The sequence below is a fragment of the Buttiauxella cochleicola genome (assembly GCF_021283185.1).
In the GTDB taxonomy this organism is placed as follows: Bacteria; Pseudomonadota; Gammaproteobacteria; order Enterobacterales; family Enterobacteriaceae; genus Buttiauxella; species Buttiauxella massiliensis.
Map to the genome: position 1 here is coordinate 291,543 of NZ_JAJSOS010000007.1, position 15,930 is coordinate 307,472.

Genomic DNA, 15,930 nt, shown 5'->3' on the forward strand with positions numbered 1-15,930 from the left:
TCGAAGTAAAAAACCATCTGCATTGCAGATGGTTTTTATTCAGATATAAAAAAGCCTGACTTCTGTGATGTATCAGGCTTATTAATCATAGTTGGCAATTATCTCTACAACTGCACGTGCAGGTCCAAGCTCAACCTCCTCATTATTAAGGCGAAAAAAACGCGCAGCCATTTTAATGTGTTGAGTCACATTCTCGCCCAAATCATAACTTCTGGATTCATAGCTTGAAATGGTTTCAGCAGCCAGAGTGGTATTAAATACTACCGGCTTAGCAGGTACTCCCGCACCTCGCGGCTGATTTGACACATCTCCCCAAGCCAGTTGTACGCCATAACCTTTTGCCCCTGTTCCATCTAATGCAATAATCCCTTTGCTACTGTCTTTAATCTCAGTTCTGGGAACAACCTTAATATTTAACCCACTGTTTTTTATCGGGATCGACCTTGTACCAATCCCATTATCGCCCACTTTGGCTATGACCCCGCTTCCCCATGCTAGCGGGCATCTCAATGTGAAACTTGCATCTACCCACGAAGAAGCCGGATCAGGGATTGCTCCGTGATTATAGTGACCCAAGTACACACTTACATTGGTGAAAGTGCAGGTAGCTGGATAAAGATTTAACCCTCCCGTGAATGAAATATAGTTTGCCGTCCAACTGTTAGGTAGTGGGGCCGGGCCAGTACCTGCCCGGGAGTCCGGGCTTATGGTATCAGGCGGATAAACCATAATAGCCTGCACGTAACTTGGCCCCGTAAATGCCAGAACCCCATTGCTGTTAACTTCACCTAACGACCCAGGAATTCGCCATAATGTAACCATCGGTGTTGACCATTCCGGTGTACTTGTCGCCCCCGGATAAGTACGGCGAATATCAGGTGAAATGGCATTGAGCGAAGGCGTTGGGTTTGGGTCTCGGCCCGATAATGTGTCATTAAATGACATACCAATCCCACTCAATGATGTGGGAAAAATCAAATAATCAATACCACCATCTGAATGTCTAATCGGCTCCTGGCCATTAACAGGTATCGCATAATAAACAACACTCCATGGCCCTTTATTACATGCCAGCGTAACGCTCCCGGCGTTTATCGAATAATAGGTAAAAATCTTACTATATATTTTCCCACCGACAATCGTCCTGTCTCCATGATCATGGTATGGCAGTGTAATAGCGGTTGGGGCTTTTCCTCGCGAACAAGTAATCGCAGCGGCGTGGGCTTGCGCTGCGAAGACAATGCTGGCCAGAAGGAATATCATATATTTATACATAGACAATACCGGCAGAGATAATTAATGAAACCGCTAATAGAAAATGTGTGTAATTATAATATTTTCAGGCTCATAGCCTATAACAAAAGCATATCTACTGTATTTGAGATACTTACTCTTTTTAGTATGAAAATCTTATTCCTAATACCGAATATGTTTACCCGTACATTTATTCACTTATACATACCAAAAATAATTCGAGTTACAAGATAAAGGCTTTGGCATTTTGAACAGCCCATACGCTGACCTCAAGGGGCGAGGCCAGAGAGTAAGTAAACACAGCCAAAGCCCCCTTTCTCAGAAAAATTTAGCTGCGCATCGCGCTGTATATTGCCTGTTGAATTCGTGCCTCATCCGAGTTCATTACTTCAGCCTGTGTGCCCTGAGCTTTGGCTCCATCCTGACGCGTCTCCCAGGCAGCCTTGCGAAGCAGCGCTCTTTCCAACTCCTCTTTTTGCCGCTTGATAACATCCGGCGAGCTACAAAAGGTTTTCAAAAACTGTTTTCGCAGTGAAGTCAGACTTTGCCCGTCGTGCATCGCCTGACTCATGGTTCTGATCATGCGCCGGCATGGCCGGTCTTCATCCATCTGCGAACGATACTGCAGCAAAGTATTGAGCGCATCGCGGTAATCTCCCGCCAATGCCGATTCGGTGAAATAGACTTTCCAGTTCATCCCCCCTTGCATAAACAGCCGCACGACAGTGGTATCGCCGCGTTCGATTGCCGAGCGTAAGTTGCCTTCATCCCAAGTGATTCCGATATCTGCTAGCTTTTCGCGCGCGCTTTCTGTTTCCGGGAGAGAATCGATCATAGTGATTTTGACTGGCGTATTTTTCACAACGGCAGGTTTATTGGTGACATCACTCAGCAAGTACATACCAAAAATGGCGGCGCTAATCACAGCCACTCCCGCCATGCACCACATCAGCATCAACAACGTTTCGCCGGAGTCCTGCTTTCTTTTGGTATTACGCAACTCAGGCCGTTCGATAGCATCGCGCACCTCTTCGGTATCGCGTCCGGTTGCCTGGTATTTTTTCTGTGCCTGCATGAGCCAAGTCTGTAATTGCGAATCATCGGCAGCCAGAAGCATCGCCGGATTCACCTTCGTTCGCCCTTCATCGAATGCGCGCTGAATGGCGTCGCTACTTTCCTGATAGTAACTATCGAGCAAGGTGAGTTGTACGGAAGTGAGGGGCTGCTGTTGAACCAGATCATTGCGAATTTCACGCACATCGTTGAGAAACGTTTGCAGTGTTTTGCGCTGATCTATCAGTAAGCTTAGTTTCGAAGAGTGCTGGAATAGCCCGGCGTAATGGTTCGCGTACTCTTTTTTATCGACCACCATCAAGGCCAACTCGCTAAAGCGCATCCCACTTAGCACATCGCCACGTTCGCCATTTTTCAACCAACGACGGACGCAATCAGCACCAAACTGCGTTTTCAGCTTATGCACCAACTGTGATTGGCTGGCATAGCTTTTATCTACCAGACCTTTAAGCATCAGCTCCAGCGCACGCATCTGGCGTATCACTTTATGTTGCTGACTATTATCATTATTTTCTATTTCGGTGGAGTAGCCAAGCAAAGGCTGTTTTGCACGCACCAGCTCGAGATAACTCACAAAGCGTAATGCCGCGATTAGCTGGTTATGGCTGACTTCCTGGCCGCTTTCATACTGCGGCACCAGTTGCTGTAGATGACGTAGCAACAAAGTGAAATGTGAAATCTCAGCATCATTAAGATTTAATCGTTTTGCCACCGCCATCCAACTTCCCAGCGCCGGGCGAGCTTGCTCAAGCTGTTGAAAAAACCATTGCGGATCTTTGCCTTCACTGGCTTTGATGGTGAGAAGTGGCAGGATTTGCAATGACGCCTGGCGAATCACACTCAGGCAAGTCTCGAACTTTTCCCGCATCAGCAACTGTGCAGCGCTGGTCATGATTTTCCTTTCAATTAAAAACGCATATACGCCCGGCATGGGTATACAACGCCATGAGGCGCAATTTTATCTCAGATGGGTAACCGTCTATGGCTTTAAAAGAGTAGGAAAATTAACCATTTTCAAAAACATGGCCGATGATCTCGCCCATATTACGCAGCGCGGTTTCAGTCTCGGCATTGAACGGCAATGCATAATTCAGGCGCATACAGTTGCGATATTTCCCGGAAGCCGACAGCAACGACCCCACCGCAATGCGGATATTGTGCTGACGCAGCGTTTCGCTGATCGGTACGATATCAATGTGTTCCGGCAGCTCAATCCACATCAGAAAACCGCCCTGTGGCCGAGAAACACAGATGCCACATGGGAAATAGTGGCGCACCCAGCAGGTGAATACATCCAGGTTGCGCTGATAGTGCTGGCGCATGCGCCGTAGGTGGCGATGGTAATGACCGTTACGCACAAACTCCGCGACCGCCATTTGGGTAAAAGTGGTAGTGCTGCCGGTCACGATATATTTCATATGCATGGCGCGGTCGAAATAGCGCCCCGGCACAATCCAGCCCACGCGCAGCCCCGGTGCCAGCGTTTTTGAAAATGAGCTGCACAACAGCACCCGTCCATCCACATCCAGCGATTTAATCGTCATCGGGCGCGGGTATTCATACGCCAGTTCGCCGTAAACATCGTCTTCAATAATGGCGATATCAAAGCGTTGCGCGAGGTTCAGCACCGCTTTTTTACGCACATCTGGCATGATAAAACCGAGTGGGTTATTGCAGGTTGGAACCAGAATGACCGCTTTAATCGGCCACTGTTCGAGCGCCAGTTCCAGCGCTTCCACACTGATGCCCGTTTCGGAATCCGTTGGTATTTCAACCACTTTAATACCGAATGCGCGCAGCATTTGCATGGTGCCGTGGAAGCATGGCGATTCAACCGCCACAATGTCTCCTGCTTCGCACACGGCACGAATCGCAATCGACAATGCTTCATGGCAACCGGTGGTCACCACAATATCGTCTGGTGTGACGACACAGCCGCTGTCGAGCATCAAACGTGCGATTTGTTCGCGCAGCACCTGCTTACCGTTAATGCAGTCATAACCCAAAATTTCGGGTTCCTGATGCTGCACAATGCGGCTCATTTCACGCCATAGCGGTTTAATCGTTGCCTGGGTGACATCGGGAAAACCGCTGCCAAAAGCTATACTTCCGGCATCTTCTCTTCCGGTTAATTGTTCCAGCACCGCATCCCATTGGGTAATCTCTACCGGGCGCTGTGCCGGGCGAGTGAGAGGCGGAACGGGTGGCTGAGATTTTTTCGGCGCCACAAAGTAGCCAGAGCGCGGCTGCGGGGAGATGAGCTGGCGGTCTTCAAGAATATGATAGGCCTGCTGTACGGTGCTGATACTAACGCCGTGTTCGCTACTCAGGTTACGCACCGAAGGCAAGCGTTCGCCACTGCGATATAAGCCTTGTTCAATGCGTTCTGCCAGCAAAGTGGCAAGGTGTTGGTAACGCGTCATGCTGTATCCTCTTAATTCACCATACAGACAGAAAAAGCAGTACAGAGTGATGGCAAAACCACCATTCACATCTTGTTTTAGCGCGTCTGTATGTTAAATAAAAGTTATTTTTGAGTCTGCCTGCAAACTGTATGGCGGCGCATGATTGTTCCCATCAACACGATGAGGAGCAAGATCATGGGCTTTGAAGAGAACCGTCCGCATAAACCGTTTTATGGCTTTGTGATGATTTACCGTTATTTCCGCCAGAGATGGTTAAACCGCCAGACAGCACGCACACTGCAAGGATTGAGCAAGGAACAATTACGAGATATTGGGCTGACATGTGATGATTTATCCCACTGGAAGTAACCCTTAATAACGGCGCATAAATATGGCGCCGTTAATTTTTTGCTGATATCACTAAAGGAGCAAATACCACCTAAAAAAATAATAAGGATCAGCAATGCGTATTAACGACCTGCCGTTTAACACCACCGACTGGGCGACACTGAGCGCTACAGAACATCCAGGCATCACGGGTAACGCTCTATGGCGCACTCAGCAATTCGGGGAAATACGTGTTCGGATGGTGGAATACAGCCCTGGATATCTCGCTGATCACTGGTGCCAGAAAGGGCACATTCTGTTTTGCCTGGCGGGAGAATTACAAACTGAGCTGGAAGACGGGCGCGTATTTACTTTAAAGCCGGGAATGAGCTATCAGGTCGCCGATAATGCTGAACCGCATCGCTCCTCCACCGCTATTGGCGCAACTCTCTTTATCGTGGATTAAAAACCATGTTCCCACTTGTGACCTCCAGACTGAATTTAACCCAAATTACCGAGCAAGAATGGCCGTTCTTTTTACGCTTACAGCAAGATCCAGACGTGATGCGTTATGTTTCCGATGAACGTCGAGAAGCTGAGGTTCGACAGATTTTTAATTCACGCCTTGTACGCTGGGAAACGCATAGTCGACACTGGCTTTGCCTTGTCATGTGCGACAGACATAACGGCACGCCTATTGGCTTTACTGGGTTTGTGCGTGGAGATGATGAAATGGCAGAAGTGGGGTTTATTCTCGATCCCATTTTTCACGCGCAAGGCTACGGTTATGAATCGCTTCATGCCGTGTGCAAATTTGCCTTTGAGAAATGCGCGATCCGCAAACTGACAGCAACAGTCACGGTAGGGAATATCGGTTCGAAAAAAACGCTAGAAAAAGCCGGTTTTCAGCCGGAAGGGATACTGCGAGAAAACTATTTTCTTGCTGGAACCTGGCAGGATGACTGGATATTTGGTTTGTTACGCAGCGAGTTCAGATAAAACACGGGCCGCACAACGGCGGCCCATACAGCGTGAATTCTTAGTTATACATCTCGGCAACACCAAACACTTTGTTATCGCCACCAGCAGAAATGATGCGGATTGATTTCGCACCAGCCTGCTCAGCTTTTGCTTGCAGTTGTGCCTGTAGGCTATCGATATTCGCAGCACCGCTCACCGAAACTGTACCGATTTTCTGGCTTTCAACAGATTGAGTGGTTGCAGCAAAACTTGAGAATGAAGCAGCCAGAGTCATAACTACGGCAAAATATTTGATGCTTTTCATAATGTATATCCTTGAGCTTTTTTAAGTGAGAAAGCTTGTTCGCTTTCGATGTGATAAGAATAATGCCGTATCACAAATGGTGATAGTGGAATGATTCGCTCATATCATTCAGTATTTTTGACCAATATTTAACAGGCGAGAGTGAGATGAATATCACCCTCGCAAATGCCCTTTCTTATAAGAACATTCCACCGGAAACTTCAATGCGCTGCGCATTCATCCAGCGGCTTTCATCACTGAGCAGCACAGCAATTGCATCACCAATATCATCCGGCTGCCCGACACGCCCTAATGCCGTTTGCGCAGCAATGGCATTCGCCACCTGTTCGTTGTCACGCACTGCACCACCACCGAAATCAGTCGCAATTGCACCCGGTGCGATAATGTTCACCGAGATCCCACGCGCACCCAACTCTTTGGCCTGGTACTTCGTCAACACTTCCATCGCACCTTTCATTGCGGCATAAGCAGCTTTCCCTGGCAGCGCAAAACGCGTCAGGCCAGTCGAAACATTCAGGATACGACCGCCGTTTTTAATCAGCGGCAACAGTTGCTGCGTCAGGAAGAATGGCCCCTTCAAATGGATGTTCATTAAATCATCAAATTGTTCTTCTGTTGTTTTTTCGAACAGCGCATCCAGCCCGGTTCCGGCGTTGTTTAATAAATAATCAAACGAATCGCGCTGCCACACGTCATGCAACTGCTGCTTCACTTCTTTCGCAAATGCGCTAAATGAGGCGCTTTCGGCGACATTCAATTGAATTGCCACAGCTTTTACGCCAATTAGCTCAATTTCGCGAACAACATTTAGCGCCTCTTGCTGCTTACTGTTGTAGGTCAGAATAATATTCACGCCGCGCGCTGCCAGCTTCAATGCTGCGTTTTTACCTAATCCACGGCTGCCGCCGGTCACTAATGCGATTGTTTGACTCATGATTTGCCTCGTTGATAACTGTCCGGTGATTGAGATAGAGCTTATTAGATGCTACAAAATCAATAAAGACTGCCAATTGAGCATCACTGTTTCACCCACAACAACAATAAGGAAAAATAGTGGATAAAATACAAGCAATGCAGCTATTCATTAGAGTGGCTGAACTGGAGAGTTTTACTCGCGCAGCCGATTCTCTGGGCCTACCTAAAGGTAGCGTATCGCGTCAGATTCAGGCGCTAGAAGGGGTGCTAGGAACAAGGCTATTGCATCGCACCACGCGTCGGGTACAACTCACCCAGGATGGGATGGTCTATTACGAACGCTGCCGCGATTTACTCGCTAACCTGGACGAATTAGATGGGCTTTTTTTACACGATCCCAAAAGTGTCAGCGGGCGTTTGCGCGTGGATATGCCGGTCGGCGTGGCGAGAAATTTGGTTATTCCGAAACTGCCCGCATTCTTGCAGCAATATCCAGGTATCGAGCTGGAATTAAGTAGCAGCGATCGCATGGTCGATGTAGTGCGCGAAGGGTTCGATTGCGTTATTCGTGTTGGGCAGCTTAAAGATTCGGGACTGGTGGCGAGACCGCTTGGGAAACTGACTTTAATAAACTGTGCCAGCCCCGATTATCTGGCGCGCTTCGGTTATCCGGAGAACCTTGACGATCTCGCCTCTCACGCCGTGGTGCATTACGCACTCAATCTCGGCAACCGACCGCAAGGTTTTGAATTCATGGAAGACAAAAACACGCGCTGGGTAAAAACGGGTGGTGTGATAACGGTGAATAGCACCGAAACGTATCAGGCGGCATGCCTTGCCGGGCTTGGTATCATCCAGGTACCTCGTATCGGCGTAAAAGAGTTACTCAAGAGTAAAAAACTGGTGGAGATCCTGCCGCAATATCGCGCCGAACCGATGCCGGTTTCCCTGCTGTATCCACATCGTCGCAACCTTTCACGCCGGGTTCATTTGTTTATGGAGTGGCTGACTGGGCTGGTTAAAGGTTACGTCGACTAGCTCCAGGCTATAATTTCGTGAAGAGCTTGTTTTATCTAAAGGAAAAAATAACCTGATGACTACATCGGATAACAGCGAGAAACGCCCAACTGAATCGCTCGATTATGAGCCTGTCGCCAAATTTCAGACGCAACCCAAATCCGAACCAGTTGCGCCTGAGAAACCCGATGAATCGGAGCTGTTGGTCAATATCAAGACAAAAAATGAGACGGTTAATCATACGATTGCCAGTGTCAATAAAGCCGCGAAACGCCCGATGGTCGCGCATCTGTTACGTGCCACCGAACGGTTTAATGACCGCATGGGCAATCAGTTTGGCGCAGCTATCACCTATTTTTCGTTCCTGTCACTGATCCCGATTTTGATGGTGGCGTTTGCCGCCGCCGGTTATATCCTCGCCTCGCATCCCACACTGCTGGAAGAGATTTTCGATAAAATCCTCATCAACGTTAGTGAGCCAACGCTTGCTGCCACGCTGAAAAGCACCATCAATACTGCGGTGCAACAGCGTACAACCGTTGGCCTGGTCGGGCTGCTGATTGCACTCTATTCCGGTATCAACTGGATGGGGAATTTGCGTGAAGCGGTGCGTGCTCAGTCGCGCGATAAGTGGGAAAGGAATCCACAAGATCAGGAGAAGTTCTGGGTAAAGTATCTGCGTGATTTAGTGTCGCTAATTGGTTTGTTGGTGGCACTGATTGTGACGCTTTCAATCACGTCGGTTGCCGGTTCAGCCCAGGCATTCCTGATAACTCTTTTGCATCTCGACGGTATCGAATGGTTAAAACCGGTTTGGCATTTAGTCGGGTTAGCGATCTCTATTTTTGCTAACTACCTGCTGTTCTTCTGGATTTTCTGGCGTCTTCCACGCCACCGCCCACGCAAGAAAGCTCTGATTCGTGGCACGTTGATTGCGGCAATTGGTTTTGAGGTTATCAAAATCATTATGACCTACAGCTTGCCAGCGCTGATAAAATCCCCCTCCGGCGCAGCATTTGGCTCTGTTTTAGGTCTGATGGCCTTCTTCTATTTCTTCGCCCGCCTGACGCTGTTTTGTGCCGCGTGGATTGCCACCGCACAATACAAAGATGACCCGAGAATGCCGGGTAAAACCCATAGTTGATTGATAACAGGCTGGTACGAGATATTGTTTCAGCACATAAATCCAGCCTGTAACTTTTATTTAACCTAAAAGCAGTTTTATTCGCTGATTTTTTAAATATGAGAAGCACGACGTGGATATTTATTTTCTGGACTAAAAATTATCCTCTTATTGCGCGTTAATCGCACAGCGAAGGAGGCAACCGCGCGTTGAAATGCGCCTTTTGCTATGCGTAATATGGCTTTCGTTCGCTATAAATAAGAAAAATCTATGCAAGCCACCATCGCTGATTCAATCAATACCGAAACTGACGCCACACCCGTCAACTCACGCGGAAAAGTTGTCGTTGCCTCGCTTGTCGGCACCGCCATCGAATTCTTTGATTTCTATATTTACGCTACTGCTGCGGTCATTGTTTTCCCGCATATCTTCTTCCCGCAAGGTGACCCAACCGCTGCCACGCTACAGTCGCTGGCAACGTTCGCTATTGCCTTTGTTGCACGCCCAATTGGTTCCGCGCTATTTGGCCACTTTGGCGACCGCGTAGGCCGCAAAGTGACACTGGTGGCATCACTTCTGACAATGGGTGTTTCAACTGTCGTTATCGGCCTGCTGCCGAGCTACGAAACTATCGGTGTGCTGGCACCAATGTTGTTAGCACTGGCGCGTTTTGGGCAGGGCCTGGGTCTGGGTGGCGAATGGGGCGGAGCGGCATTGCTCGCAACCGAGAACGCACCACCACGCAAACGTGCGCTGTACGGCTCTTTCCCACAGTTGGGCGCCCCAATTGGCTTCTTCTTTGCCAACGGCACCTTCCTGCTGCTCTCATGGCTCTTAACCGACGAGCAGTTCATGTCCTGGGGCTGGCGCGTGCCGTTTATTCTTTCTGCGGTGCTGGTGATAATCGGCCTGTATGTGCGTGTTTCACTGCACGAAACACCGGTATTCGCCAAAATTGCCAAAGCGGGCAAGCAGGTGAAAATACCGCTCGGCACACTTCTGACAAAGCATTTAAAAGCGACCGTTATCGGCACCTTTATTATGCTGGCGACTTACACACTGTTTTACATCATGACGGTCTATTCAATGACGTTCAGCACTGCGGCGGTGCCAAAAGGCCTCGGTTTCTCGCGCAACGATGTGTTGTGGATGCTGATGATGGCGGTAATTGGTTTTGGCGTGATGGTGCCGATCGCGGGCTATCTGGCGGATAAATTTGGCCGCCGTAAGTGCATGATTGTGATCACCAGCCTGATGATTGTGTTCGCATTAGCGGTGTTCCAGCCGCTGTTGGGTTCCGGAAACCCGACGCTGGTGATGGTGTTCCTGCTGATTGGTCTGAGCCTGATGGGATTAACTTTCGGACCGATGGGTGCACTGCTGCCAGAGCTGTTCCCAACCGAAGTGCGTTATACCGGGGCATCGTTCTCGTATAATGTGGCGTCGATTCTGGGTGCGTCTGTAGCGCCGTATATCGCGACCTGGTTGCAGGCAAATTACGGTCTGTTCTATGTCGGCTTGTATCTGGCAGCGATGTCAGCGATTACGCTGATTGCGCTGTTGGTGTCGAAAGAGACGCGTCATTTGTCGCTTTAGGTTTTTCACCCTCCCCACTAAAGGCTTTCTCTTATAACCATCTCGCTCTGGCAATCTATCGGGGCGAGATCTGTAAGATGAGAGGTTTTTCCGTTCACCCGAACGTCTGGCGACTTCTGCAACCATTGTTAACGGTGAACGTATCAAGGAGAGAACGCCCTCTCCTTGATAATCCTGGCGCCCGGTCATTAAATTGCCGCTCCGCGGTAAACCCCAGCTTATCCCCAACGTTCAGGGTCGTTCGCGACTCGCTCCCGGCGATCGCTCTCTTTCGCTGCTCCCGGCAGCTCAACCCTGACTTATGGGTAACGCTGGGGCAATTTATACCGGGAACAAGGTCAAAACCGGCTCGGCTTTAGACTTTGACCTTCGCTTTTGATTTTGACCTTTGAGTCCGGCATAAATCGCCTCCGTTTTGACTGTAAGGCCGGGTCGAGCCGTCGGGAACGGCGAGAGGTTGTGATCGCCGGGAGCGAGTCACAACCGACCCTGGGACTGAAAGGAAAAACGGAGGTTTACCGCAAAGCGGCGATTTAAACGCCGGGAGCCGGGATTGCCAAGGGTGCTGCGGTAGCACCCTTGGCTCGTTCACCGGTTCGGTGGCTTTATAAATCACAGAACAGTAAGTGAACGGAACCTTCGCATGGCTCACATAGATATGTTTAAGAGCCAGCCTTGGCGGTGACAACCGGAGGAGGGCCTCACTTCTTCATCTGCCCCAAAATACGGCTGCACTGATTGTCACCGCCCTCGGACGGCGAGATCAGCGCCAACAGAGCCGCGGCTGGTGTCACCAACGTCGCCAGAGCTGCCGCTACCGCGCCACGCGCAATTAGCGGCCCGGCTTTCACGCCTGCATCCGGATTCTTAAAGGTGCCGCGCACATAGAGCGGCGAACGCAGCGTGATAATACGAATCCCTTTGCTTTCAGGATCGATGGTTAAATCGAGCCGTTCGCTGGCAAAGTTGGTAGTCCCTGTAACGTTAATCAACGCGTTTTCAGTATCAAAGGCGAATATTCTCGGCGTCGCGACTCCACCACGTAAATCAAGGTTTGCCGCCGCACAGTTAATCCGCACCTCGTCATCACCAAAGATTTGCCCAACAATATAGTTCCCGACGTTTAAGCCGACGATTTCCATCAGGTTGCGGCTGATTAACCCGTCGTTCATCAGCAGTTTCAGGTTGCCGTCGCTGCTGCCCAGCAACTCAGCAATAGAGTTGCCACGGCCCCGTAATTCCGCATCGCCGTTTAACTCACCGAGCGTTTTCTGCATCGACTCCACTTTTGGCATCAACTGTTTGAGCTGCAAACGCCGCGCCTGAATATCCGCTCTCCCCTGCATCGGCTTTTTGTCGCCTTCCAGGTGGATATTGGCGCTGATGGTGCCGTTCGCCATGCCAAATTTCAGCGGCTGGAGCCGCAGGTCAGCGTTCTTCAAAATCACATGCGTGGATAAGTTACTCAGTGGCAGCGTGCCGCTGTGTTCGATACGGCCGCCTTTAAAGCGCACATCGGCGTCCATCACATCCCATTTGTCGGTTTCGAAGCGGTCATACGGCAGCACTTTGTCGGCGGGCTGATTCGTTTTCTCGCCTTTCGCCTGCTCTGACTTTTTGCTTTGCTGCGCGCCTTTGCCGGAGTCCACGCCAATTAACGGGCCGAGATCCGCAAGACGGAGCTGTTTAGATTCGAGATCGCCTTCCAGTTTCGGGCGCGGTTTGCCTTGCGAGTAGGTCAGCGAGCCGTGAATGTCGCTGTCGCCAATGCGTCCGTTAAAGTTTTGGTAGCGGAATACCGAGCCTTTTTCAGTGTCGATTTTTGCCAGCAGGTGCCCATCCGTTTCAAACGGTGGCGTATCTGGCAGCAACACGCCGGTTAAATCGTAGAGATTACCCAGCGAATCGCCGGAGAATTTAAGCTGCAGATCGACGCCGCCCATTTTCATCGGGTCGTTAACCGTGCCGATAAACGCCACGCGGGAATTACCGGAACGCACATCCGCCTGCACCGGGAAGGCGGTGTCGCCTTCGCTACGCAGCGCTAACATGCCGCCGATTTTGCCGCTGCCTTCGAGCGGCGCACCGTTATAACGGCCTTTCATTTTCAGGCCAAAGACATAATCCCCGGCTTTCGCGGCGTCTTTGCCTTTGGGTTTACTGCCTTCGATTTCACTAAATGGCAGCGGCTTGCCGAGCGGGTCGACGAGGATTTCAATATCCGCTTTGGTGACCTTGTCGTTAACGGCGATGCGGCCTTTATCAAACAGAATATTGTCCATTCTGAATGACCAGGCAGACGGCGACTGGTTGGGATCTTTTGTCCCATCGCTGGCAAGTTTAAACGTCCAGTTGTTGTTTTTTTCTGACAGTCGAATAATCCGCGCATCAGGTTGCACCAGCTTAATCCATGGGATATAGACGGTTTTGGTCAGCAGCGCGAGCGGTGCCAGGGTGGCGTCAACACGCGGTAGATGCACCATCGTGATTTCAGGAATATCAGGCGGGTTACCAAGAATAATATCTTCGGCATGAACATGCGGCCAGGGCACCCAACTGCGCCAGCCCGTCTCTTCTTTGTTACGTTCCCAAACCACACCTAAATCGCCACGAATAGCGAATGGCCGGTTCAGTTCTGTCGAGACTTTTTGGTTGATGGTCGGTTTGAGCCGATTCCAGTCAAACGTCGCAATCACAATGATTGCCACCACAACCAACAACAATAAAACCCCGACAACACCGCTTACAATTTTTCCAGTTTTAGTCATGCCTTGCCCCCTTTCCTGATGTGGCTCGCTTTAACTAAAGATAGTTGAGCGGGGCCAAAACGGCATCAGGAGAGGCGAATCAGCACATTCTCCAACTGTTCAAAAGGAATGGGCCGTGAGAGAAAATAACCTTGCGCGGCATAGGCGGGCGAGCGTTGGACATCACGCCATTCATCTTCAGTTTCAACACCTTCAACGATGACACCCTTGCAGTAGCGGTTCATCAATTGCAGCAGCATGGTGAATAAATTGCGACCTTCATCGGTGGTGCGCAGCATGATAAACAACTCACGCGCGACTTTGATGTAGTCATAGTGCATCTCACTTAATGCGGAGAAATTCGCAACACCTGTACCGAAATCATCAAGCCACAACGGGCCAAATTCCTGCATCCCAGCAAGCGTCACAGCCTGTGGTTGGGTGATGTGCTCAACCAGCTCAAAACGCACCCACGGCATTTTATTGATAAGCGTAAGAATCGGCTGGTGCTGTTTCATCGCCATCAATGTCGGGCCATCAACATTTACCGAGGCTAAAATTTTATAGCCAAGGAAGATGGATTCCCACTCAGCCAGCAGGCTAAGTTGCTCTTCGATAACCATCAGTCGCGTACGGTAAGAGACAGATGTGAAGTAACGATCGGGTGGAATACGAATTTCTGGCTCATCCGGGTGAGTCACCACCGTCAGCAGCTCTATCGCCATTAAATGGCCGTCGATTTTATAAATCGGCTGGAAGGTGTACTGCCGCTGGCATTGCAGCCAGAACCGCCGCTCCTGCAAACTTTCGACACTCGCCTCAAGCGTATTCAGCCGGTGAGTGATCTGCTTAAACTTCATCATGTACGTCCTGTTTACCTTGATAACTCAGATGGCTCATCGAGAAGTTATCGGCGTGGCGCATGAGAACTTTATGTTCGCTTTCAGTACAACCTCAATCAATGCGAGTTATCTAACATCGGCAATAAACTGCCTTAGCTCAAAGTTTTCCGAAACATCGTTTTAAATTGTTTGACTCGTTTTTAGCCGACCAGCAAACTAGTGCCAATTTCATTAATTCAGGTTTACTGCTATGCCAACGCGCAAAATCGCCGTTATCGGTGAATGTATGATTGAACTGTCGCAAAAAGGTGCGGAAGTTAGCCGCGGCTTTGGTGGCGATACCCTAAACACTTCCGTTTATATCGCACGTCAGGTTGACGCAGCCGATCTTGAAGTCCATTACGTTACAGCACTGGGTGAAGATAACTTCAGCCAGCAAATGCTCGACGCATGGCAGCAAGAAAACGTTCACACCGAACTGACACAGCGCCTGGAGCACCGTTTGCCGGGCCTGTACTACATCGAGACTGACTCTACCGGTGAGCGCACGTTCTATTACTGGCGCAACGAAGCCGCAGCCCGTTTCTGGCTGGAGAGCGATCAAGCTCAGGCTATTTGCGCAGAACTGGCACAGTTCGACTACCTGTATCTGAGCGGTATCAGTCTGGCTATCCTCAACGCGGCTAGCCGTGAAAAGCTGATGGCTCTGCTGACTCAGTGCCGTGCGAACGGTTGCAAGGTTATCTTCGATAACAACTACCGTCCGCGCCTGTGGGCAAGCCGTGAAGAGACGCAACAGGTCTATCAGCAAATGCTGACCTGCACCGACATCGCGTTCCTGACGCTGGATGACGAAGATTTGCTGTGGGGCGAGAAGCCTGTTGAAGAAGTGATTCACCGTACTCAGGCAGCTGGTGTGCGTGAAGTGGTTATCAAGCGTGGCGCTGATTCTTGCTTGGTAGCGATTCAGGGTGAGTCAACATTAGAAGTGCCAGCGGTGAAATTACCGAAAGAAAAAGTTATCGATACTACGGCTGCTGGTGACTCTTTCAGCGCGGGCTATCTGGCGGTGCGTTTGACCGGTGGCAATGCAGAAGAAGCAGCAAAACGCGGGCATTTGACCGCGAGCACCGTGATTCAGTATCGCGGCGCGATCATTCCTAAAGAAGCGATGCCAAAGTAATAAGGGCGTCAAAAAGGCGCCGAAAGGCTAATGCCGATCGTTTAAGGATCAGTTGACCGATCCGGTGGCTCGTGTAAAAAGGGTTCATGCACAACATGGACCCTTTTTAAATGGAACTTTCACAAGCTCTCGGTATTATCAATCTCACTGCCCCCGATGAAG

14 protein-coding genes are annotated in these 15,930 nt (G+C 50.0%); 7 read left to right on the plus strand and 7 right to left on the minus strand.

The genetic code is table 11. From position 1 onward, the window contains the following. Nucleotides 1-81: 81 nt before the first annotated feature. From LVQ76_RS13325 to LVQ76_RS13335, 3 genes are all read right to left on the minus strand, one after another. Nucleotides 82-1,275, minus strand: a complete 1,194-nt coding sequence (locus LVQ76_RS13325; RefSeq protein WP_232904954.1) for a hypothetical protein — start codon at nt 1,273-1,275, stop codon at nt 82-84. Between the two features lie 307 nt (nt 1,276-1,582). Next, on the minus strand, nt 1,583-3,220 hold the full coding sequence (locus LVQ76_RS13330; protein ID WP_232921834.1) for an STY4199 family HEPN domain-containing protein: 1,638 nt from the start codon (nt 3,218-3,220) through the stop codon (nt 1,583-1,585). A 112-nt stretch (nt 3,221-3,332) separates the two neighbouring features. After that, nucleotides 3,333-4,751: an aminotransferase-like domain-containing protein gene (locus LVQ76_RS13335; RefSeq protein WP_232863940.1), complete on the minus strand. Its 1,419-nt coding sequence runs from the start codon at nt 4,749-4,751 to the stop codon at nt 3,333-3,335. A gap of 177 nt (nt 4,752-4,928) precedes the next feature. Between LVQ76_RS13335 and LVQ76_RS13340 the strand changes: the two genes are divergently transcribed. The 3 genes from LVQ76_RS13340 (at nt 4,929) to LVQ76_RS13350 (ending at nt 6,059) form a co-directional block, all read left to right on the plus strand. Then, nucleotides 4,929-5,102, plus strand: a complete 174-nt coding sequence (locus LVQ76_RS13340; protein ID WP_232863941.1) for a DUF1127 domain-containing protein — start codon at nt 4,929-4,931, stop codon at nt 5,100-5,102. Nucleotides 5,103-5,196: 94 nt separating this feature from the next. Then, entirely contained in the window at nt 5,197-5,526 is a 330-nt protein-coding gene (locus tag LVQ76_RS13345) for a DHCW motif cupin fold protein (RefSeq protein ID WP_232863942.1), read from the plus strand. 5 nt (nt 5,527-5,531) lie between these two features. Continuing rightward, a complete protein-coding gene (locus LVQ76_RS13350; protein WP_232863943.1) occupies nt 5,532-6,059 on the plus strand; it encodes a GNAT family N-acetyltransferase in 528 nt (175 codons plus the stop codon). 40 nt (nt 6,060-6,099) lie between these two features. Here the strand turns inward: LVQ76_RS13350 and LVQ76_RS13355 are convergent, their stop codons facing one another. Together LVQ76_RS13355 and LVQ76_RS13360 are read right to left on the minus strand one after the other, a co-directional pair. After that, complete coding sequence (locus tag LVQ76_RS13355) at nt 6,100-6,345, minus strand: YdgH/BhsA/McbA family protein (RefSeq protein WP_064514721.1); 246 nt, start codon at nt 6,343-6,345, stop codon at nt 6,100-6,102. 175 nt (nt 6,346-6,520) lie between these two features. Next, entirely contained in the window at nt 6,521-7,279 is a 759-nt protein-coding gene (locus LVQ76_RS13360; protein ID WP_232863944.1) for an SDR family NAD(P)-dependent oxidoreductase, read from the minus strand. 119 nt (nt 7,280-7,398) lie between these two features. Between LVQ76_RS13360 and LVQ76_RS13365 the strand changes: the two genes are divergently transcribed. The 3 genes from LVQ76_RS13365 (at nt 7,399) to LVQ76_RS13375 (ending at nt 10,996) form a co-directional block, all read left to right on the plus strand. Further along, nucleotides 7,399-8,298: a LysR family transcriptional regulator gene (locus LVQ76_RS13365; protein WP_232863945.1), complete on the plus strand. Its 900-nt coding sequence runs from the start codon at nt 7,399-7,401 to the stop codon at nt 8,296-8,298. Between the two features lie 55 nt (nt 8,299-8,353). Next, nucleotides 8,354-9,421 carry an inner membrane protein YhjD gene (gene yhjD / locus LVQ76_RS13370; protein ID WP_232921835.1) on the plus strand — a complete coding sequence of 356 codons (1,068 nt, stop codon included), beginning with the start codon at nt 8,354-8,356 and terminating at the stop codon, nt 9,419-9,421. Between the two features lie 249 nt (nt 9,422-9,670). Next, nucleotides 9,671-10,996 (plus strand): MFS transporter, encoded by a 1,326-nt coding sequence (locus tag LVQ76_RS13375; RefSeq protein WP_232921836.1) that lies wholly within the window; start codon nt 9,671-9,673, stop codon nt 10,994-10,996. A gap of 701 nt (nt 10,997-11,697) precedes the next feature. On the opposite strand, the gene LVQ76_RS13380 is transcribed toward LVQ76_RS13375, so the two are convergent. Both LVQ76_RS13380 and pdeH read right to left on the minus strand, forming a co-directional pair. Further along, on the minus strand, nt 11,698-13,764 hold the full coding sequence (locus LVQ76_RS13380) for an AsmA family protein (protein WP_232863948.1): 2,067 nt from the start codon (nt 13,762-13,764) through the stop codon (nt 11,698-11,700). A 65-nt stretch (nt 13,765-13,829) separates the two neighbouring features. Then, complete coding sequence (gene pdeH / locus LVQ76_RS13385; protein ID WP_232921841.1) at nt 13,830-14,603, minus strand: cyclic-guanylate-specific phosphodiesterase; 774 nt, start codon at nt 14,601-14,603, stop codon at nt 13,830-13,832. Between the two features lie 232 nt (nt 14,604-14,835). Between pdeH and kdgK the strand changes: the two genes are divergently transcribed. Next, nucleotides 14,836-15,768 carry a 2-dehydro-3-deoxygluconokinase gene (gene kdgK, locus LVQ76_RS13390; protein WP_151993858.1) on the plus strand — a complete coding sequence of 311 codons (933 nt, stop codon included), beginning with the start codon at nt 14,836-14,838 and terminating at the stop codon, nt 15,766-15,768. Nucleotides 15,769-15,930: the final 162 nt, after the last annotated feature.

Coding starts and splice junctions, on each gene's coding strand:
- kdgK (WP_151993858.1), top strand. CDS start 14,836: ATGCCAACGCGCAAAATCGCCGTTATCGGTGAATGTATGATTGAACTG.
- LVQ76_RS13330 (WP_232921834.1), bottom strand. CDS start 3,220: ATGACCAGCGCTGCACAGTTGCTGATGCGGGAAAAGTTCGAGACTTGC.
- LVQ76_RS13355 (WP_064514721.1), bottom strand. CDS start 6,345: ATGAAAAGCATCAAATATTTTGCCGTAGTTATGACTCTGGCTGCTTCA.
- LVQ76_RS13340 (WP_232863941.1), top strand. CDS start 4,929: ATGGGCTTTGAAGAGAACCGTCCGCATAAACCGTTTTATGGCTTTGTG.
- LVQ76_RS13325 (WP_232904954.1), bottom strand. CDS start 1,275: ATGTATAAATATATGATATTCCTTCTGGCCAGCATTGTCTTCGCAGCG.
- LVQ76_RS13360 (WP_232863944.1), bottom strand. CDS start 7,279: ATGAGTCAAACAATCGCATTAGTGACCGGCGGCAGCCGTGGATTAGGT.
- LVQ76_RS13345 (WP_232863942.1), top strand. CDS start 5,197: ATGCGTATTAACGACCTGCCGTTTAACACCACCGACTGGGCGACACTG.
- pdeH (WP_232921841.1), bottom strand. CDS start 14,603: ATGAAGTTTAAGCAGATCACTCACCGGCTGAATACGCTTGAGGCGAGT.
- LVQ76_RS13380 (WP_232863948.1), bottom strand. CDS start 13,764: ATGACTAAAACTGGAAAAATTGTAAGCGGTGTTGTCGGGGTTTTATTG.
- LVQ76_RS13375 (WP_232921836.1), top strand. CDS start 9,671: ATGCAAGCCACCATCGCTGATTCAATCAATACCGAAACTGACGCCACA.
- yhjD (WP_232921835.1), top strand. CDS start 8,354: ATGACTACATCGGATAACAGCGAGAAACGCCCAACTGAATCGCTCGAT.
- LVQ76_RS13335 (WP_232863940.1), bottom strand. CDS start 4,751: ATGACGCGTTACCAACACCTTGCCACTTTGCTGGCAGAACGCATTGAA.
- LVQ76_RS13350 (WP_232863943.1), top strand. CDS start 5,532: ATGTTCCCACTTGTGACCTCCAGACTGAATTTAACCCAAATTACCGAG.